Raw genomic sequence first — 17,291 nt, 5'->3', positions numbered from 1 at the left:
GCTAACGCCGCCGCTCCAGGGTCCATCGCATGAGCCAGAGGTGCAAGGCGTGCACCCCGAGCAGGACGAGCGCGGCGAACATGATCACCGGTATGACGAGGTGTTCCTGACCCGCCTTCGGCTTCAGGAAGATGAACGGCGCCAAGCAGGCCGCGGCCAGAACGGGCATGAACGCAAGCGCGACGGGACGTGGCGCGGTCCAAGTCACCGAGCCGTCCAGCCACCATTGCATCGGCAGGCGCCGCTCTTCCTTGAAGCGACGGTTGGCGCGCAGCGACATCGCCGTGAGGAGCGCCAAGGTCATCATGGCGACCATAACGGCAACGGGTTGTGCCATGAGACGGTCTCCGGCCGACCCGAGATTTAGTCGCCCAGGAGACGGTCGGCAACGGGTCGGGCGCTCGTGTCTGGTGATGGCGAAACCCGCGCTTCCGTAGGCTTAGGCTCCGAAGATCCAGGCTCCGATGAGGGTGTTCGTCTGCACGTCCACAAGGATCATCTGACCGCCCCCGGTCATGTTGATCACTGTATCGGCGCCCTCGCCGCCTGCGACGGAGGTCAGCACTTGGGCCCGTAATTCATCGTTCCATCGGCTGCCGACCCGCTTCTCGAACCCCGCAAACCGAGCATCCCCGAACGCAAATGTGGCGACGCCGGTCGCGAGCACCAGCGCCCCGCGCTTCACTGCCGGCCGAATTCCCGCCGGAGTTCGGTCTTCGCCTGTTCGAGGATCCGCCGCCGATCCTGCGGGAGGTTGTTCCCCGCGCGGTTGATGTAGAACGCCAGCATCGACATCGCCGAGCGGAACGGGTTCGACTTGCGGCGCTTGCTCCGTTCGGCCGAGTGCTTGAGCGAGCGCGCGATCGCCCTGGGACTGTCCTGGGTGAACACCTGCTCCTTCAGGTCGAGCGCGTCGCTCTGCTCGGTCGCCTTGGCCGACCAGCGCCGGGCGTCGTGTGTTCCGCTCGGCTTGTCGCCGCGATCAGTGCGGCGCTTGGGAATGCTGGCCTCCCGGTCGCGCGATCTGATGGAGGGCGTCGCCGGCCTGCGGAGCCGTGCGACCGCCCGTGCAGTCGGCCAGCGACAGGATGCCGACGAGCCGCTTGTCGCGATTGAGCACGGGCAGGCGCCGCAGCTGCTGGTCGCCCATGTTGGCGAGGACCTCGTCGACTTCCTGATCGTCGTAGCAGTAGAGGACCTCGGCGCTCATTACCTCGCGCACCTTGGCGTCGCAGCCCTTGCCGTCGCCCACGGCGCGTATGGCGATGTCGCGGTCGGTGATGGCGCCGACCAGGCGCTCGCCTTCACCGACCGGGAGCATCCCGATATCGCCGGCCGCCATGGCCTGGGCGGCCTGCTGGATGGTGTCGTCGGGACTGGCGAACCTGACCTCACCGGTCATGCATTCAGTGACCTTCATCGCTAACTCCGATTGTCTGGATTCGGCGCCGCGTTGCGCCCATCGAATCCAACGGGGCGGCCGCCAGCTCGTTCCTACGGACGCGCCTGTTCAGCGGCGGGCCGCGAACGTCTCGATCATGCGTGCGCAGAACGCCGGCAGGTCGTCGGGTTTGCGTGAGGTGATCAGGCTGCGATCGACGACGACGTCCGCGTCGACCCAGTCGGCGCCGGCGTTCGTGAGGTCCGTCCTGAGCGAGGGCCAGGAGGTCATCCTGTGACCGCGCGCGATTCCGGCGTCGATGAGCGTCCAGGGCCCATGGCAGATGGCGGCGATCGGCTTCGAGGCGTCGCCGAAAGCCCTGATGAAGTCGATGGCGCGCGGCTCGAGGCGCAGCGCGTCGGGATTGATCACGCCGCCTGGGAGCACGATGGCGTCATAGTCGTTAGCGCTCGCGGCGGAGAGTTCGCGGTCGACGCTCGTCTCGGCCGCCTTGTCGTGATGGCGGAAGCCCTGGATGCGGCCGGCCTTGGGCGCGACCACCTCCACCTGGGCGCCCGCTTCGCGCAACGCCTCCACGGGCCGTGTGAGCTCGACTTCCTCGAAGCCGTCGGTGGCGAGCACCGCGACCTTGCGGCCGCGCAGTTCATTGTTGGGCATTGATCCCTCCGGGTTCTGTTTCAGGAACCGCCTGCTTCGGCGCGGCGTCAGCCGTCCGCGAAGTAGCGGCGGGTGGCGATGACGAGGGCGGAGCGGTCGGCGACGGCCACCAGGACGTCATGGCCTGCCGTCGTGAGCTGGGCGGCCAGCGCCGCGGCAGCCCGCTGGGCCAGAAGCTCCGACAGGAAATAGATGGGCTGGAAACGCTGGTCGCAGCCAAGACTCCAACCGCCACCGGCTGGCGACACCCGCAGGTGGATGTCCGACGCCATCGGCGCGGACGGCCTAGCCGTGGGCTTCATGGCGGCGGGTCTCCCAACCCTTCTTCGCCGCCGCGGAACGCTTGGCGTGGGACTGGCTGGAGCCGCCGATCCGGCCGCCCTTGCGGGAGGCCGCGTGGCTTTCGGCCTTGCCTCGGCCCGAGCCCGATTTGTTGCCGCCGCCGGATTCCTTGTTGACCGTCGCCCAGGCGCGCCGTTCGGCCTCCTCATGGCTGACGCCGCGGCTCTCGTAGCCCTCCTCGATGTGCTCGGCCTTGCGCTTCTGCTTGTCGGTGTAGCTGCTCTTGTCTCCGCGGGGCATCGCGATTCCCTCCTTGGTTGGGAAGGACAACGGCACGGCGGCGATCGGGTTCACGGCGCCGCTGGAGACGCTCCGATCCAGCTTGAGCGTGGGGAACGGGTTCGTGAACCGGGGGTTTGGGTCCCACGCCGCCAGTGCAGCGGCGCATCCAGAACGGGAGATACCCATGAACCGCCAGCTATCCGTCGCGGTGACAGTCGTCGCGGCGCTCAGCGCCGCCGCCTGCAGCCCCAAAACCGACACCGAGGGCGCGGCGACGCCAGCTGAACAGGCGGCGACCCCGTCGGCCAACCCGGCGGCGACGATACCAACGCCGGCCGACGAAACCGCGGCCCCGGTGTTCGTCCAAATGGCGGCCGTGAGCGACATGTTCGAAATCCTGGCGGCGCGCCTGGCGCAGCAGCGCGCCCAGAGCCCCGCGGTGAAGTCGTTCGCGTCGCAGATGATCAAGGATCACACCAAGTCGACGAACGACCTGACCGCCGCGATCACGGCGTCCGGCCAGTCGCTGACCGTTCCGACCACGCTGCCCCAGGCCAAGCAGGCCGTCCTCGACGACCTGAACAAGGCTAGCCCGGCCGAGTTCGACAAGGACTACATGGGCGGTCAGGTCGACGCGCATCAGGACGCCTTGAACCTGTTGCAGCGCTATGCCGAGGACGGCGACGTCGATCAGCTGAAGTCGTTCGCCGCGGCCACCGCGCCGATTGTCCAGCAGCACCTCGATCGGGCCAAGACGATCCGCGACGAACTGAAGTAGCGGCGCGCGCCGGACCGCCGGGGCCGCCGGCGGTCCGCGCCCGCTCAGATGACGAGAAGGAGAACGGAATGCTGTTTGGGCAACGAGGACTGGAGACCCTGGCGATGTTGATGATCGGCGACGGCCTGCTCGCGCTGGCCTCGCCGCGCCGACACGTGTCCGTCTGGCGCCGGGGGCCGGAGCCTTGGCGGCGATTCCTGGACTACTTCGGGGAGCGGCCGGCGCTGACCGCCGGGCTCGGCCTGGCCGAGACGGTCGCGGGCTTCTGGCTCGCCCGCCGCCAGACGCAACAGCGCCAGATCGAAGAGCAGGCCTGAGGCGCCGGCCTACATCGCCTCCTTCACGCCCTTGCGGATCAGCCACCAGTTGACCGGATAGGCGGTGACGAAGCCCGCCAGCATGGCCGCCTGCATGACGAACCAGAACTCGGGCGAGGCCACCGGCGCGATGGCGCCGTAGGCAGGCTTGAGCCAGGCGAACTGGCCGACGGCCATCGCGCCGTACATGCCCACCTGCCAGGCTGAGATTGACAGGAGATCGGCCTTCAGCGCCTGCCAGACGCCTTCGCCGACGGTGAGATCCCGCATGGGCTTGATGGTGAAGTACTGGAAGCCGACGCCCAGCGTGGCGGCGACCAGGAAATCCAGGATCCAGACGGCGAAGGTCTTCTCGGCGAAGATCGCGCCCCAGCCCAACGCGACGGCCAGGCCGGGCCAGGCGAAGGCCGCCCACTCGGCGATCAGGTCGCCAAGGGCGCATCCGGCCCCGCAGTGGCTTGCGCCCTTGGCGACGCTCACCGCGAATGGCGGTTTGGCCGCCTCTCCGCCGCCGCCGCCGCCGCCGCGCGGCTGGGCGCGTCCCCACGCGAAATAGCCGGCCAGCCACAAGAGGCCGCCGAACAACGCCGTCAGAGGCCAGACGAGGTTCATGATCCACATCTTCTGGGGGCGCCGGGCGAGATCGACGGCGATCAGCGCGGCGCAGGCGAGCGCCAGGGCGAGACTGGCGGAGGCCAGCAGGTGAAGCCAGACGGGGAATGTTTCGTTGGATTGCATCCGTCTTCAACGCGCGAGCGGCGGATCGGCTCGGAACCAAGACGGCGCGCCGCCATTGCCCAGGCATTCCTTGATCGATCTGTGCGCGGAAGGAGAAGCGATTGACCGTCAGCGGGTTTGATCTCGCCGCGGCGTTCCTTGTCGTCGTGGCCATCGCGGGATGGCTGAACGTCCGCTTCACGGGATTGCCCACGGCAGTGGCCATGGTGCTGGCGGGGATCGCCTGCGCGGCCCTGCTGAGCGCGCTCCACAGGCTCGGATGGGCGCCGGAAGAGGTGGGGCGGGCGCTGGAGGCCATCCGCAGCGTGAACTTCCCGATCGCGGTCCTGGGCTATCTGCTGGCGTTCCTGCTGTTCGCCGGGGCGATGCAGGTGGACCTCGCCGAACTTCGCCGCCGCCTGGCGGCGATCGCGTCCCTGGCCACGCTCGGCGTCGTGATCTCGACCCTGCTGGTGGGCGGCGGGCTCTGGGGCGCGGCGCGGCTGCTCGGCGTGGAGCTTCCACTGGCCTGGGCGATCGCGTTCGGCGCGCTGATCTGCCCCACCGATCCGATCGCCGTGCTCGCCACGGTCCGCGAGGGCCGGTTCTCACAGAATTTGAAGTCGATCCTGCTGGGGGAGGCGCTGTTCAACGACGGCGTGGGAATCGTCGTCTTCGGCGCCGCCGTCTCGGTCGCGTCCGCGCAGGCCGCACCCGACCTGCTGCTGCTCGTGGGCCGCGTGGCGCTCGAGGCCCTGGGCGGGCTGGCGCTGGGCCTCGCCGCCGGCGCGCTGACCGTGCGCGCGCTTCGCGCGATCGACGACTATGCGGTGGAGGTCATCGCGACCCTGGCCCTGGCCATGAGCGTCTACGCCATCGCCCAGGCCGTCCACGTGAGCGGGCCGATCGCCGTGGTCGGCGCAGGGCTGCTGATGGGCGCGCGCGGCGTCGAGACGGCCATGAGCGACATGACCCGCCGCTACGTGCGCGGCTTCTGGACGCTGGTGGACGAGGTCCTGAACGCCGTCCTGTTCCTGTTGCTGGGGTTGGAACTGATCGTGGCCCCGCCTCGTCCCGAATACGCGGGGTTGGCCCTGGCCGCGATCGTCCTGGTGACCGCGGCGCGTTGGGCCACCATCCTGCCGTGGGGGCTCACCTTCAGTCTCCGGCGTGGCGGAGCGCGCGCGACCACGGTGCTGGCCTGGGGCGGCGTGCACGGCGCGATCTCGCTGGCGCTTGCGCTGTCGCTGCCGCAGTCGCCGGCGCGGCCGGCCCTGTTGACCGTCACCTTCGCGGTCGTGATCTGCTCGGTCCTCGTCCAGGGCCTGACATTCTCGAAGCTGGCCCGGACCCTGGCGCCGGTCGCCGAGGATCGCGGGGCCTGACGCCGTCAGGCCTCGGGGCGCGACAACGGCGCGGCGGCCGCCGCGCCCTCGACGGTCAGCCGGGTCGCCGCGTCGTCGCGGCTTGAGCGTTCGGCCATCACCCCGGCGAAGACCAGCCATGCGAGCAGAAGCCCACAGATGATGAAGACCAGGGGCGGGACCGTCCGGTTGGGATGGTGATCGGGGGAACGGTCGCTTTCGCCGGGGCTGTCGTACAGGCGGTGCGCCCCGACCTCGCCGCGGACGTTCTGGGCCCGACTGGCGTGGGCGCTCTGATAGAGACCGTAGGCCAGGCCCAACCCCAGCAGCAACGCGCCGAGGCCAAAGCCGATTTCCCAGCTCATGGCGTCCTCCTTTCCTGGTGATGGACGGGCGTGGGTGTCATCAACGAACCGCGCCCGGCGGGATGGGTTCCGTCCGCCCTCAGAAGAGACTGCGCGTCATCAGGTCGGCTTGGGTCAGCGCGATGAGCATCAAGAGCCACGCCACGGCGGCGACCGCGGCAAGCCGCGCCAGCCACGGTTGTTCGCGCAGGTGCATGAACACCCAGAAGACCAGGCTCGCCTTGGCGAAGGCGATGCCCAGATTGAGCACCGGCTTCAGCGCGCCGAGCGGCGCGAACGTCGCCGCGACCGTTGCGGCGAGAAGCAGCATCAGCGCCGCCCAGACCGCGACGAGCAGCGTCGTCTCCCGGGACATCGGCTAGCCCCTCGCCAGGTAGAACAGGGGGTAGATGAACACCCACACCACGTCGACGAAGTGCCAGTAGAGGCCGCCCATCTCGACGACGACAGCCTGGCTCGGCACACCCTTGCGCCGGCCGCCCACAAGGGTCGCGATGGTCCCCAGAAGCGTGAGGCCGACGGTCATGTGGATGGCGTGCAGGCCCGTGGCGACGAAATACAGGTCGATGAACAGGGCGGCCGGCCCGTCGCGGACGCTGGCGTGTGGCCCGATCAGCGGCATGAGCCCTTCGGTGTAGTCCTTCCAGTACTCGACGCCCTTCAGCGCGAGGAAGGCGGCGCCGAACGCGATCGCCAGCCCCAGCCAGCCGGCCACCGCGCGGCGCCCGCCGCGGCGGGCGGCGTGCACGGCCAGGGCGACGAACAGGCTGGAGGTCAGCAGCAGCGCGGTGTTGGCCGTCGCGATCCACAGCCGCATGTGACGCGCCGCCTCGGCGACGGCGTCCGGGTGCAGCGTGCGATAGGCGAAGACCAGGGCGAAGATGCCGCCGAACAGCATCGTTTCGGTGCCGAGGAAGACGTACATGCCCATGAAGTCGGCCTGCCGCTGCTGCCGCGGCTCGACATAGGGCTCGGTCAGGGTGACGTGCTCAGCCATCGGCGGACCGCTTGGCGAGCGGGTAGTCGTAGGCGGGCCGGTCCACCTCCGGCGTGGTCTCGAAATTGTGCTTCGGCGGCGGCGAGGGCGTCGTCCATTCCAGGCCGGCGGCGTTCCACGGGTTGGGGCCGGCCGGCGCGCCGTTGCGCAGCGCATAGACCAGATAGAAGAACGGCAGGACGTAGGCCGCTGCGAGCAGCGAGGCGCCCGCCGAGGACAGCACGTTCAGGGTCTGGAACTGCGGCGGATAGACGTGATAGCGCCGCGGCATCCCGAGGTAGCCCAGGATGAACTGGGGGAAGAACGTCAGGTTGAAGCCGAAGAAGATCAGCCCGGCGCTGATCCGGCCCCAGATCAGCGAGTACATGCGGCCGGTGATCTTGGGCCACCAGAAGTGCAGCGCGCCGAAGAACGCGCTGACCGCGCCGCCGACCATGATGTAGTGGAAGTGCGCCACCACGAAGTAGGTGTCGTGGACGTGTACGTCGATCGCCAGCAGCGCCAGCATCAGGCCGGTCAGCCCGCCGATCGTGAACAGGCCGATGAAGGCCATGGCGAACAGCAGCGGCGGATCGATGCGGATGTCGCCTTTGTAGAGCGTGGCCGTCCAGTTGTAGACCTTGATGGCCGAAGGCACGGCGACCACCAGGCTGAGGAACGAGAAGATCGCGCTGGCGTAGATCGACTGGCCGGCGACGAACATGTGGTGGCCCCAGACGAGGAACCCCACCGCGGCGATCGCCAGGCTGGCGCAGGCGATGAACCAGTAGCCGAACACCCGCTTGTGCGCGGCGGCCGAGACCAGCTCGCTGATCACGCCCATGGCCGGCAGGATCATGATGTAGACGGCCGGGTGGCTGTAGAACCAGAACAGGTGCTGGAAGAGCAGCGGGTCGCCGCCCAGGGCGGGGTCGAAGATGCCCAGGTGGAACAGCCGCTCGGAGGCCAGCAGCACCAGGGTCACCGCCAGCACCGGCGTCGCCAGCACCAGGATCAGCGAGGTCGCGTAGTGCGACCAGATGAACAGCGGCAGGCGGCCCCAGGTCATCCCCGGCGCCCGCAGCTTGTGGATCGTGACGATGAAGTTGAGCCCGGTCAGGATCGACGAGAAGCCGACGATGAAGACCGCGATGGCCACGGCGATCACATGGCCATTGGCGAACATGGTCGAGAGCGGGGTGTAGAAGGTCCAGCCGGTGTCGACCCCGCCGACGATCAGGACGTAGACCGTGAACAGCCCGCCCAGCACGTAGATGTACCAGCTCAGCAGGTTGAGCCGCGGGAACGCCACGTCCTTGGCCCCGATCATCAGCGGGATCAGGAAGTTGCCGAAGGTGTTGGGGATCGACGGGATCAGGAAGAACCAGACCATGACGATGCCGTGGAGGGTGAAGGCGCGGTCGTAGCCCTCGTTGGTCAACAGGTCGCCCTGGGGCGTCAGCAGATCGAGGCGGATCAGCGCCGCGGCGATGCCGGCGATGAAGAAGAAGCCGGTGATCGAGATCAGGTAGAGGATCGCGATCCGCTTGTGGTCGGTGGTGAGCAGCCACGAGCGCACGCTATGGCCGGCGGCCAGGTAGCTCACCTTCTCTTCGGGGGTCTGCAGGGCGGGCTCGGCGGTCATTGGGCCGGCTCCTTCGGTCCGAGCGACTTCAGATAGGCCACCAGCCGCAGGACCTCGGCCTCCGAGAGCTGTCCGGCGAAGGTGGGCATGATGGGGGCGTAGCCGGCGGCCACGTCGCGCGCCGGATAGAGGATGCTGTCGCGCAGGTACTGGTCGTCGGCGGTGACGATCCGCCCGTCCTCGAGCGGGGTGGCCCGGCCGTAAAGCCCGGCGAGAGCGGGCGCGCGGCGGGTCGACTGGTCGCTGTGGCAGCCGCTGCACCCATGCGCGCGGAACAGCTTGAAGCCCTGGTCGGCCAGCGAGCCGTCCGTGCCGGCCTGGGCCAGCCAGCGGGCGTAGGCTTCCGGCCGCATCACAATGAAGCGCCCGCCCATCACCGAGTGGTCGAAGCCGCAGAACTCCGCGCAGCGGATGGCGTAGACGCCGGGCCGGTCGGCGTTGAACCACAGGCTGGTGTAGCGCCCCGGCAGCACGTCCTGCTTCAGGCGCAGGGCCGGCAGGTAGAGGCTGTGGATCACGTCCTGGGACGTCATCACCAGGCGCACCGGCCGGCCGGTCGGGACGTGCAGCGCATCGATCTCGCGCTGCCCGCCGGGATGCTCGAACTTCCACATCCACTGCTTGCCGACGACGTTGATCGTCAGGGCGTCCAGCGGCGCGCGACTGCCCTGGAAGAACAGGAAGGTCCCCCAGACGAAGAACCCGATGGCCAGCAGGAACGGGATCACGGCCCAGGAGGTCTCGATCAGCGGGCCGCGGCTGGGGGCGTGCGTGCGGTCGGCCGGGCGGCCCTGCCGATACTTCGCGGCGTAGTAGATGAGCAGCACGAACACCGGGGCGGTGAGCAGCACGGTAAGCGCCAGGAAGCCCAGGAAGATGTGGTCCACCTGGGCGGCGTGGGCCGACGCCTCAGGCGGCGCCAATTGGAACAGCCCGCTCATGCGACCCGCCTGCGGCGACGTTCGCGCAGCATGGCGAAGCCGATGATCCCGGCGAGGCCTGCGATGGTGAGCCCGCCGCCCCAGCGCAGCGCCGACCAGATGAGGTTGCTGTATTGGCCGGTGACCGGGTCGTAGTGGTAGCAGAGCAGGCGGATCTGATCGCCCAGGTCGCCGACCTGCCCCTGCCCGGCGTCGATCAGGGCGAGGTGGAAGTCCTCCGGCTTGGGCGCCAGGCCGTAGAGCCAGCGCGCCAGCTTGCCCTTCGGCGTCAGGACCGCCACGGCGGCGATGTGGGCGTACTGGCCGATGCGGGGATCCCAGGCGTAGCGGTAGCCCAGCGCCTTGGTGACCGCGGCGATGTCTTCCGGCTTGCCGGTCAGGGCGTGGATGCCGCTGGCCGCGTCCGGCCCGCCGGTCATGCGCCGCTCGGACAGCTCCGCGGCGTCGCGGGTCTCGTGGGGATCGATGCCCAGCGCCACGAGCACGAAATCCTTGCCGGGCTTGAACGACTGTCCGGTGAAGGCGTCGCGCAGGCCTTCCAGCGTGAGCGCGCACAGGTTGGGACAGCGATGCTGCACTGGCGCCAGCACCAGCGGCTTTCCGTCGGCGAGCTCGCGTAGGCTGACCGTTCGGCCGGTCTCGTCCTGGAACCGGCGGTCGAGCGGGATCTGCGCGCCGGGCTTCTGGTCGACGCCCGCGGCGCCGAACGGATCGAACGGTTCGGGTCGCGCGGCCGCACCGGCGGCCAGGACGAGGGCGACGATCACCGCCAGGACCGCGCGCGAGATCATGGCCGGGCCTCCGCGTCGGGCCAGCCGCGCGTGGCCTGGATCGCCATGGCCCGCCCGATGGGGATGCGCGCCAGCCCGGCCTGGCGGTCGATCCAGGCGTAGCCCGAGAGCCGGTCGTCCGCGGCGCGCTCGATCACCAGCCGCTCCGCCATCGGCGCGGCCTGGAGCTGCGGGGCCGGAGCAGCGGCCGTCGAGGGCTGGGCCGGCGTCGGCGGCGGGCCGGGCCGCCAGGCGGCGAACGCCAGGAACATCGCCCACATCAGGAGAGCGCTCAGCGGGATCAGCGCGATCAGGCCCAGCAGCGTGAGGCCGGCGATGCGGGCCGAGGTCTCGTCGACCTGGTATCCCGGGTTGGCGCGGCGGCTCATGGCGCGCGCCTCGCGTCGCGCCAGGCCAGGGCGCGCGGCGCCAGTCCGGCCATGAGCGCCGTCATGGCGACAAGAGCGAGGCCGTAGAGCGCCCCGTCGAGCGGCGTCGCGCTGCGCCCGGCCCCGTCGGCCGGCAGGATCAGCCACGCGGCCTCCAGCACCGTCCCGCCCAGCACGACGAGGCTGAGAACGAGCAGGCGCGGCGGGCTCTTTCGCACCGCCCGGAAGAACAGGAGGAAGGCCGGCGCCAGCCGGGTGGCGGCAATCGCCCACATCAGGAGTCCCCAGCCGCCCGATCGCCGCTGGTACCAGCGCACGCCGGCCGGAAGGTTCTCCGACCAGACGATCAGGTAGTGCATGAAGGCGAAATAGGCCCACAGCAGCAGCAGGCTGAGCAGCACCCCGCCGAGGATTCCGGGTCGCTGGATCGTCCGGCCCGAAGCGACCAGCGCCGCCATCGCCATCGCCATCGCGCTGAGCGCCTGGATGCAGATGACGTAGAGGCCGAACCCCGACGACGCGAAGTTCGGGGCGAGCGACAGCACCCAGTCGATGGCGACGAAGGCGCCGAGGACCGGGAAGAGGATCACGCCCACGCAGGCGATGGCGGGGGCCGTGAGTCGCCGGACCACGAGGAGGAACGCCAGGCCGATCAGCAGGGCGAACCACAGGATGGTGCGCGCTGCGAAGAACAGCGGGGAGAGCCACGCCGCCTTGAACGCCGTCGGGGCCTGCTCCGTCATCCAGGGATAGATCGCGCCGACCTCGACGAGCACCGGGACAAGCAGGACGGCGCAGAGCGGCAGCAGCAGCACGCCGGCCTCCATGAACGGCCCCAGCTCCTGCGCCCAGTCGCCGGGCACGAGCCGCATGGTCATCAGCAGCGCCATGGCGCCGATCGGGGTCGCGCCGCAGGCGAAGGCCGCGGCGAGCCAAGCCCGCCAGGCGGTCGGCGGGAGCACGGCGGCCAGGACGAGCGCCGCGCCGCATCCCGCCAACCCGGCCAGCGCCAGGCGATCGCCGCGCGTCAGCCTACCGGCCATGCGGGGCCTCCAGTCGGGCGCGGTCCCCAGCGGCCAGGTCGGCGGCGGGCGCGTGCTGGCTGAGTTGGAGCGCGCGGATGTAGGCGGCGATCGCCCAGCGGTCGCCGGGCGGCACGCGATCGCCGTAGGCGAACATAACGCCATGGCCGTGACCGATCACGTCGACGAAGGTCTGGGACGAAGCCTGGCGCAGGCGCTCGGAATTGAAGTCGGGCGGCTGCGGGAAGCCGCGAGCTGGGATGATCCCGTGACCCGAGCCCGACGCGTCGTGGCAGGGCTGGCAGAAGATCCGATATCGCTCGCGGCCGCGGGCCAGCAGCGCCGGCGTCATGGGCGGCCGCTCGGCCAGCGCCGCGTCCCAGGCCGGCGCGTCGCGCGCCACGGCTCCCGGCGGAGGCGCCTGCATCGCCGCGCCGTCGGCGAACAGGGGCGAGGCGCGATAGACGTCGTCGCGCGGCTGTCGGGACATCTCGTCGCAACCGGCCAGCGCCGGCAACAGGAGGAGGACGAGCCACGGCCTCATGCTTGCGCCTCGGCGAACGGCGCCTCGTCGACGCGCACCGGATCCAGCTTCTCCAGGAAGTCGCGGCTGCGGCGTGGGTGGAACTTGGGGTCGCGCGCCTCGATCACCAGGAAGAAGCGGTTGAGGCTCGCGAGATGGAAGCGCTCCAGCTCGAACAGCGGATGGTGCAGGCGCGGCAGGCGGTCGAGCGCCAGCATGGTCACCACGGCGCCCAGCACGCCGAACAGGATCAGGAACTCGAAGGTGACGATGGCGAAGGCCGGCGGGGCGACCAGCGGCCGGCCGCCGATGTCGATGGGGTAGTCCTGCGCCGCATAGACCTGCAGGCCGTAGCCCAACGCCACGCCGGCGATCGCGCCGAGCAGGGTGGCGAGCGGCGTCCAGGGCTCGTGGAAGCCTATGACCTCGCTCAGGCCCTCGATGGGGAAGGGCGAGCAGGCCTCGAAGCGCACGAAGCCGGCCTCGCGGGCGCGCCGCGCGGCCTCCAGCAGCTTCTCCGGCCGGTCGAACTCGGCCACGAGCCCATAGATGCGGTCGCCGGCCTTCCGGTCAGACATCGACCGACTCCTCGTGCTCGAAGATCGCGGCCTTGATCTCGAAGGCCGACATCATCGGCGCCAAGCGCACGAAGAGCAGGAAGCCGACCATGAAGAGGCCGACCGTCCCGGCGAAGAGCAGCCATTCCCAGACGCTGGCGTGGTAGGCGCCCCAGGACGACACCAGGTAGTCGCGGTAGAGCGAGGTGACGACCAGCATGTAGCGCTCCAGCCACATGCCGACCGCGCCGCTCAGGCCCACCAGGAACAGGCAGGCGGGGTTGCAGCGGAACCGCCGCAGCCACATCAGCTGGAGCGGGACGAAGTTGAGGATGACCGCCCCCCAATAGCTCCAGGCATAGGCGCCGGCGAACCGGTCGCGCAGGGTCTGGAGCTCGTGCGCCTCCCCGGAATAGAGCGCGTTGAACGCCTCGGCGAAGTAGCCGTAGGCGGTCAGCATTCCGGTCACGAGCATCAGCTTGCCCAGCATGTCGAGGTGCTTGGCGGTGACCAGGTCCTGCAGGCCCAGGGTCTTGCGCAGGACGGTCGCCAGCATCGCCACGACGGCGAAGCCCGAGAACGCCGCGCCCGCCACGAAGTGGGCGGGGAACACGGTCGAGGCCCAGCCCGGGATCGGCCCCGCCGACATCAGCAGCGAAACCTCGGAGTGGAACGACACCACCAGCGGCACCGCCAGGGCCGCGCTGAGCCGGTAGGCCTGGCGCCAGCGGGCCCAGTGCCGCGCGGCGCCGCGCCAGCCCAAAGCGAGGAGGCCATAGAACACCTGGGCGCTGCGCCGCTTGGCGCGGTCGCGGGTCGAGGCGAAGTCGGGGATCGCGCCCACGTACCAGAAGACGATCGAGACGGTCAGGTAGGTGACGACGGCGAAGAAGTCCCAGGCCAGCGGGCTCTTGAACTGCGGCCACACGCCCATGGTGCTGGGGTAGGGCGCCATCCAGTAGAAGAGCCACGGTCGGCCCAGGTGCAGGATCGGGTAGATGCCGGCGCAGATCACCGCGAACACCGTCACGGTCTCGGCGAAGCGGTTCAGCGAATTGCGCCAGTGCTGCTGCACCAGCAGCAGCAGCGCCGAGATCAGGGTGCCGCCCTGGCCGATCCCCAGCCACCAGACGTAGTTGGAGATCGCGATGCCCCAGTTGACCGGGATGTTGTTGCCCCACACCCCGACGCCGCGGGCGAACAGCACGGTCACCGAGACGAGGAAGACGGCCAGCAGGCCGAGCGCGGCGAGGAAGAACAGCCACCAGGCCAGGCGATGCGGGTAGTCGAGCGGGATCCGGGTGATCGCGCGCGTGACCGCGGCGTCGCGGTCGGCGTCGGAGGCGCGGTTCGGGCGGCGCTCAGCCATCGCCGCGCTCCCGGTCGGCCAGCCGCGCCAGGTAGGTGGTGCGCGGCCGCGTCCCCACCTCCTCCAGCAGGGCGTAGTTGCGGCGCTGGGCCTTCAAGCGGCTGACTGCGCTGTCGGGGTCGGACACGTCGCCGAACACGATGGCCTCCGTCGGGCACGTCTGCTGGCAGGCGGTCCGCACCTCGCCGTCCCGTAGCGGCCGGTTCTCGACCTTGGCCTGGATGCGCGCCTTCTCGATGCGCTGGACGCAGTAGGTGCACTTCTCCATCACGCCGCGGTCGCGGACGGTCACCTCGGGATTGCGCGCGGCCTGGCGCTCGGGCGGGTCGTCGCCGGTGAAGTCGAACCAGTTGAACCGCCGGACCTTGTACGGACAGAACGACGAGCAGGTCCGCGTGCCGATGCAGCGGTTGTAGACCTGCAGGTTCAGTCCGTCGTGGGAGTGGACCGTCGCATTGACCGGGCAGCCCATCTCGCAGGGCGCCTCCTCGCAGTGCATGCACGGCACCGGCTGGTTGAAGAGCTGCGGATCGTCGGGCGGCCCCTCGTGGTACTGGTCGATGCGCATCCAGTGCATCTCGCGGCCCTTGGCGACCTGGGCCTTGCCGACCATGGCGACGTTGTTCTCGGCGTCGCAGGCGGTGACGCACGCGTTGCAGCCGATGCAGAGGTCGGTGTCGACGGCCATGCCCCACTGCGGCCCCTCGCGGACCTTCTCGGGATAGAGCGTCGGCGGCGGCTCGGGGGGCGGCGCGGGCGCGACGTCGGCCCGGCTCGTGGTGCGGACGAAGTCGAAGCCGTCCAGGGCGGTGTTGAGCTGGGTGCTGGCGAGTTCGGCGCGACGGCCCGTCCGCTCGAGGCGCGCGCCGTCGAGCCGCCAGGGCGAGGCGGCGGTCCGCAGGGGCGTGGCGTCGAAGCCGCGGCCATCGCAGAGCTGCCGCGGGGCCCGCCGGCCGTAGCCGGTGTGGACCAGCACCGTGCGCCGGTGCAGGCCGGGAACGACCCAGACCGGGCCGGTGATCTCGCGGCCCGCCGCGCCCAGGCGCACGACGTCGCCGTTCTTCAGCTTCGCCGAGGCGGCCAGGGCGGGCGCCACCAGGACGGCGTTGTCCCAGGTGAGCTTGGTGAAGGGCTTGGGCAGTTCCTGGAGCCAGGGATTGTTGGCCCGCGCGCCGTCCCAGAGGCAGGGGTCGGGCCGCACCAGCACCGTCAGGCCCTCCGCGCGCGGCGCGCTCGACGGCGGCGGCGCGGCGGTCGGCGAGGCCGAGACCTCCCCGGCCGGCTGGTCGAGGAAGCCGGCGGCCAGGGCGGCGTTCCAACGTGGATCGCCCCAGTCGCCCAGGCGCGCGCGCCAGGTCTCGACCAGCAGGTCCCGCGGGTTCGCGTCCAGTCGGCCCTGGAGGTTCTCCAGCACCGCCGAGCGGGCCCGCACGCTGTAGAACGGCTGCACCAGGGGCTGGATCAGACTGGGGCGACCGTCGACGGCGCGGGCGTCGCTCCAGCTTTCCAGGTCGTGCGCCAACGGCGCGTGCCAATGGCACAGGGTCGCCGTCTCGTCGGCGTGCAGCCCGGCGTGGATGCGCAGGCGCACCTTGCGCAAGGCGGCGGCGAAGCCGAGGTCTGCGGGCGCGGAATAGGCCGGGTTGGCGTCGAGGATCGCCAAGGTGTCGACGCGCCCGGCGGCCATGTCGGCGACCAGCGCGGCCAGGGAACCGTCCCCGTCGGGCCAGGCCTGGATCGGCTCGACCAGGCTCAGGGTCCGCCCCAGGCCGCCCAGGCGCGCGGTCAGCCGCAGCGCGAGCGCCTGCGCCGCCGGATCGCACCAGGGTCCGGCCGTGACCAGCGCCGCGCCCGGCGCAGCGCGCAGCGCGGCCTCGGCGGCGTTCAGCCATTCGACCTGCCGGGCCGTGAGGGCGAGGCTCGGCTCGGGCCCTTCGCTGAAGCGCGCCGCCAGCGCCCGGAGCAGCAATCCCGTCTCATCCGCCGAGGCGACGAGCCGCTCGCCGGCGATGGCGCCCGTCAGCGTCGGGGCCGGCTCGGCGACCAGCAGGCGGCACGGTTCGCCGTCGGCCTGGAACGCCTTGCGGGCGGCCGACCAGTCGCGGGCGTTGGCGGTCTGGCGCGGGCCAGGGCCCAGGAGGTCGTCGTCGAAACTGACGATCGCGGCGCAGCGGTCGAGGCGGGGCAGAGCGTCCAGCGGGCGGCCGAACGCGAACCGCGTCGCCTCCCGGCGCAGGTCGCCGCCCGCCGGGTCGTGCACATGCCACCGCGCCCTGGGCCAGCGCCGGAGGAGGGCCGCCACCTGGCGGGCCAGGGTCGGCGAGGTCGCGGGTCCGGTCAGCAGGCGGAAACCCTCGCCGCCGGTGGCGTCGAGATGCGCCCCGTTCTCCACCATGGCCGTGTCGAACGCCGCCCAGTCGCAGGGCTGGTTGAGATGCAGCGGGCCCCGCGACCGGTCGGGATCGTATAGGTCGAGAATGGCGGCCTGGGTGAAGGCGTCGGCGCTGCCGCGGACGGCCGGATGCTCGGGCAGGCCTTCCAGCTTGGTCGGGCGGCCTTCGTGCGTCTCGCCCAGCACCGGTTGCGCATAGCCGTCGAAGGTCACGGCGGTCGCGTAGAAGCGCGGGCGGCCAAGGACGGTCTGGTCCGGCTGGGTGACGTAGGGCCGCGCATCAGGGGCGGGCGCCGGCGTGCAACCGCCGAGCCCGGCGAGCGCCAACGAGGCGCCCATCACCCGCAGGACGTCGCGGCGGTCCGTGTCGGAGACGCCTTCGAACGCGTTGGGGAATTCGGCGCGCAGCGCGCGGCGGAACGATGGGGCGTCGGCCAGTTCTTCCAGCGCGCGCCAGAACCGGCGGCCGGTCCGTCCGGCCAGCGCCCCGGCCGCCTGGGCCTGGGCGCGTCGCTTCACCGATCCCGTCCGCGCCGCCATCCG

General features: G+C 70.7%; 23 protein-coding genes. 3 read left to right on the top strand and 20 right to left on the bottom strand.

Annotated elements, in window-relative coordinates; translation table 11 throughout:
* Position 1: 1 nt before the first annotated feature.
* The 7 genes from GC203_RS20720 to GC203_RS20690 form a co-directional block, all read right to left on the bottom strand.
* Complete coding sequence (locus GC203_RS20720) at positions 2-316, bottom strand: hypothetical protein (protein WP_293458451.1); 315 nt, start codon at positions 314-316, stop codon at positions 2-4.
* Between the two features lie 123 nt (positions 317-439).
* Positions 440-685, bottom strand: a complete 246-nt coding sequence (locus GC203_RS20715) for a hypothetical protein (RefSeq protein ID WP_293458449.1) — start codon at positions 683-685, stop codon at positions 440-442.
* Positions 682-1,002 (bottom strand): DUF3175 domain-containing protein, encoded by a 321-nt coding sequence (locus GC203_RS20710; RefSeq protein ID WP_293458464.1) that lies wholly within the window; start codon positions 1,000-1,002, stop codon positions 682-684. Before GC203_RS20710 ends, GC203_RS20715 begins: the two co-directional genes overlap by 4 nt.
* Entirely contained in the window at positions 983-1,420 is a 438-nt protein-coding gene (locus GC203_RS20705; protein WP_293458448.1) for a CBS domain-containing protein, read from the bottom strand. Before GC203_RS20705 ends, GC203_RS20710 begins: the two co-directional genes overlap by 20 nt.
* Positions 1,421-1,510: 90 nt before the next feature.
* Positions 1,511-2,059, bottom strand: coding sequence for a type 1 glutamine amidotransferase domain-containing protein (locus GC203_RS20700; RefSeq protein ID WP_293458447.1), 549 nt, complete (start codon positions 2,057-2,059; stop codon positions 1,511-1,513).
* A 47-nt stretch (positions 2,060-2,106) separates the two neighbouring features.
* Positions 2,107-2,361 carry a hypothetical protein gene (locus GC203_RS20695; protein ID WP_293458446.1) on the bottom strand — a complete coding sequence of 85 codons (255 nt, stop codon included), beginning with the start codon at positions 2,359-2,361 and terminating at the stop codon, positions 2,107-2,109.
* Complete coding sequence (locus GC203_RS20690) at positions 2,345-3,010, bottom strand: hypothetical protein (protein ID WP_293458445.1); 666 nt, start codon at positions 3,008-3,010, stop codon at positions 2,345-2,347. The genes GC203_RS20695 and GC203_RS20690 overlap by 17 nt, the downstream gene beginning before the upstream one ends.
* Here GC203_RS20690 and GC203_RS20685 point away from each other — a divergent pair.
* Both GC203_RS20685 and GC203_RS20680 read left to right on the top strand, forming a co-directional pair.
* Positions 3,009-3,401 (top strand): DUF4142 domain-containing protein, encoded by a 393-nt coding sequence (locus GC203_RS20685; RefSeq protein WP_293458462.1) that lies wholly within the window; start codon positions 3,009-3,011, stop codon positions 3,399-3,401. The genes GC203_RS20690 and GC203_RS20685 overlap by 2 nt on opposite strands.
* Before the next feature lie 68 nt (positions 3,402-3,469).
* Positions 3,470-3,718: a hypothetical protein gene (locus GC203_RS20680; RefSeq protein ID WP_293458444.1), complete on the top strand. Its 249-nt coding sequence runs from the start codon at positions 3,470-3,472 to the stop codon at positions 3,716-3,718.
* A gap of 9 nt (positions 3,719-3,727) precedes the next feature.
* On the opposite strand, the gene GC203_RS20675 is transcribed toward GC203_RS20680, so the two are convergent.
* On the bottom strand, positions 3,728-4,456 hold the full coding sequence (locus GC203_RS20675) for a DUF4396 domain-containing protein (RefSeq protein ID WP_293458443.1): 729 nt from the start codon (positions 4,454-4,456) through the stop codon (positions 3,728-3,730).
* 101 nt (positions 4,457-4,557) lie between these two features.
* Between GC203_RS20675 and GC203_RS20670 the strand changes: the two genes are divergently transcribed.
* Entirely contained in the window at positions 4,558-5,820 is a 1,263-nt protein-coding gene (locus tag GC203_RS20670; RefSeq protein ID WP_293458442.1) for a sodium:proton antiporter, read from the top strand.
* 5 nt (positions 5,821-5,825) lie between these two features.
* On the opposite strand, the gene GC203_RS20665 is transcribed toward GC203_RS20670, so the two are convergent.
* From GC203_RS20665 to GC203_RS20610, 12 genes are all read right to left on the bottom strand, one after another.
* Entirely contained in the window at positions 5,826-6,164 is a 339-nt protein-coding gene (locus GC203_RS20665; protein ID WP_293458441.1) for a hypothetical protein, read from the bottom strand.
* Positions 6,165-6,243: 79 nt separating this feature from the next.
* The gene (locus tag GC203_RS20660) at positions 6,244-6,519 is read right to left on the bottom strand and encodes a cytochrome C oxidase subunit IV family protein (protein ID WP_293458440.1); all 276 of its coding nucleotides are present in this window, start codon (positions 6,517-6,519) and stop codon (positions 6,244-6,246) included.
* Positions 6,520-6,522: 3 nt separating this feature from the next.
* Positions 6,523-7,161, bottom strand: a complete 639-nt coding sequence (locus GC203_RS20655; RefSeq protein ID WP_293458439.1) for a cytochrome c oxidase subunit 3 — start codon at positions 7,159-7,161, stop codon at positions 6,523-6,525.
* Complete coding sequence (locus GC203_RS20650; protein ID WP_293458438.1) at positions 7,154-8,785, bottom strand: cbb3-type cytochrome c oxidase subunit I; 1,632 nt, start codon at positions 8,783-8,785, stop codon at positions 7,154-7,156. The genes GC203_RS20655 and GC203_RS20650 overlap by 8 nt, the downstream gene beginning before the upstream one ends.
* Entirely contained in the window at positions 8,782-9,726 is a 945-nt protein-coding gene (coxB, locus tag GC203_RS20645) for a cytochrome c oxidase subunit II (protein ID WP_293458437.1), read from the bottom strand. Before coxB ends, GC203_RS20650 begins: the two co-directional genes overlap by 4 nt.
* Positions 9,723-10,517: an SCO family protein gene (locus tag GC203_RS20640; protein ID WP_293458436.1), complete on the bottom strand. Its 795-nt coding sequence runs from the start codon at positions 10,515-10,517 to the stop codon at positions 9,723-9,725. Before GC203_RS20640 ends, coxB begins: the two co-directional genes overlap by 4 nt.
* Entirely contained in the window at positions 10,514-10,885 is a 372-nt protein-coding gene (locus GC203_RS20635) for a hypothetical protein (RefSeq protein WP_293458435.1), read from the bottom strand. The genes GC203_RS20640 and GC203_RS20635 overlap by 4 nt, the downstream gene beginning before the upstream one ends.
* Positions 10,882-11,928, bottom strand: coding sequence for a hypothetical protein (locus GC203_RS20630; RefSeq protein ID WP_293458434.1), 1,047 nt, complete (start codon positions 11,926-11,928; stop codon positions 10,882-10,884). Before GC203_RS20630 ends, GC203_RS20635 begins: the two co-directional genes overlap by 4 nt.
* A complete protein-coding gene (locus GC203_RS20625; protein WP_293458433.1) occupies positions 11,918-12,451 on the bottom strand; it encodes a cytochrome c in 534 nt (177 codons plus the stop codon). The genes GC203_RS20630 and GC203_RS20625 overlap by 11 nt, the downstream gene beginning before the upstream one ends.
* Positions 12,448-13,008, bottom strand: coding sequence for a DUF3341 domain-containing protein (locus GC203_RS20620; protein WP_293458432.1), 561 nt, complete (start codon positions 13,006-13,008; stop codon positions 12,448-12,450). The genes GC203_RS20625 and GC203_RS20620 overlap by 4 nt, the downstream gene beginning before the upstream one ends.
* Positions 13,001-14,356: an NrfD/PsrC family molybdoenzyme membrane anchor subunit gene (gene nrfD, locus GC203_RS20615; RefSeq protein ID WP_293458431.1), complete on the bottom strand. Its 1,356-nt coding sequence runs from the start codon at positions 14,354-14,356 to the stop codon at positions 13,001-13,003. The genes GC203_RS20620 and nrfD overlap by 8 nt, the downstream gene beginning before the upstream one ends.
* Entirely contained in the window at positions 14,349-17,267 is a 2,919-nt protein-coding gene (locus GC203_RS20610; RefSeq protein WP_293458430.1) for a TAT-variant-translocated molybdopterin oxidoreductase, read from the bottom strand. The genes nrfD and GC203_RS20610 overlap by 8 nt, the downstream gene beginning before the upstream one ends.
* Positions 17,268-17,291: the final 24 nt, after the last annotated feature.

It is taken from the genome of Phenylobacterium sp. (genome assembly GCF_016124325.1).
In the GTDB taxonomy this organism is placed as follows: Bacteria; Pseudomonadota; Alphaproteobacteria; order Caulobacterales; family Caulobacteraceae; genus Phenylobacterium.
This window is presented reverse-complemented; position numbering and strand designations above follow the sequence as displayed.

What these genes read in the sequence shown, in the direction of transcription:
- GC203_RS20720 (WP_293458451.1), bottom strand. Translation starts at nt 316, where the DNA reads ATGGTCGCCATGATGACCTTGGCGCTCCTCACGGCGATGTCGCTGCGC.
- GC203_RS20705 (WP_293458448.1), bottom strand. Translation starts at nt 1,420, where the DNA reads ATGAAGGTCACTGAATGCATGACCGGTGAGGTCAGGTTCGCCAGTCCC.
- GC203_RS20700 (WP_293458447.1), bottom strand. Translation starts at nt 2,059, where the DNA reads ATGCCCAACAATGAACTGCGCGGCCGCAAGGTCGCGGTGCTCGCCACC.
- GC203_RS20695 (WP_293458446.1), bottom strand. Translation starts at nt 2,361, where the DNA reads ATGAAGCCCACGGCTAGGCCGTCCGCGCCGATGGCGTCGGACATCCAC.
- GC203_RS20685 (WP_293458462.1), top strand. Translation starts at nt 3,009, where the DNA reads ATGTTCGAAATCCTGGCGGCGCGCCTGGCGCAGCAGCGCGCCCAGAGC.
- GC203_RS20690 (WP_293458445.1), bottom strand. Translation starts at nt 3,010, where the DNA reads ATGTCGCTCACGGCCGCCATTTGGACGAACACCGGGGCCGCGGTTTCG.
- GC203_RS20680 (WP_293458444.1), top strand. Translation starts at nt 3,470, where the DNA reads ATGCTGTTTGGGCAACGAGGACTGGAGACCCTGGCGATGTTGATGATC.
- GC203_RS20675 (WP_293458443.1), bottom strand. Translation starts at nt 4,456, where the DNA reads ATGCAATCCAACGAAACATTCCCCGTCTGGCTTCACCTGCTGGCCTCC.
- GC203_RS20665 (WP_293458441.1), bottom strand. Translation starts at nt 6,164, where the DNA reads ATGAGCTGGGAAATCGGCTTTGGCCTCGGCGCGTTGCTGCTGGGGTTG.
- GC203_RS20660 (WP_293458440.1), bottom strand. Translation starts at nt 6,519, where the DNA reads ATGTCCCGGGAGACGACGCTGCTCGTCGCGGTCTGGGCGGCGCTGATG.
- GC203_RS20655 (WP_293458439.1), bottom strand. Translation starts at nt 7,161, where the DNA reads ATGGCTGAGCACGTCACCCTGACCGAGCCCTATGTCGAGCCGCGGCAG.
- GC203_RS20650 (WP_293458438.1), bottom strand. Translation starts at nt 8,785, where the DNA reads ATGACCGCCGAGCCCGCCCTGCAGACCCCCGAAGAGAAGGTGAGCTAC.
- coxB (WP_293458437.1), bottom strand. Translation starts at nt 9,726, where the DNA reads ATGAGCGGGCTGTTCCAATTGGCGCCGCCTGAGGCGTCGGCCCACGCC.
- GC203_RS20640 (WP_293458436.1), bottom strand. Translation starts at nt 10,517, where the DNA reads ATGATCTCGCGCGCGGTCCTGGCGGTGATCGTCGCCCTCGTCCTGGCC.
- GC203_RS20635 (WP_293458435.1), bottom strand. Translation starts at nt 10,885, where the DNA reads ATGAGCCGCCGCGCCAACCCGGGATACCAGGTCGACGAGACCTCGGCC.
- GC203_RS20630 (WP_293458434.1), bottom strand. Translation starts at nt 11,928, where the DNA reads ATGGCCGGTAGGCTGACGCGCGGCGATCGCCTGGCGCTGGCCGGGTTG.
- GC203_RS20625 (WP_293458433.1), bottom strand. Translation starts at nt 12,451, where the DNA reads ATGAGGCCGTGGCTCGTCCTCCTCCTGTTGCCGGCGCTGGCCGGTTGC.
- GC203_RS20620 (WP_293458432.1), bottom strand. Translation starts at nt 13,008, where the DNA reads ATGTCTGACCGGAAGGCCGGCGACCGCATCTATGGGCTCGTGGCCGAG.
- nrfD (WP_293458431.1), bottom strand. Translation starts at nt 14,356, where the DNA reads ATGGCTGAGCGCCGCCCGAACCGCGCCTCCGACGCCGACCGCGACGCC.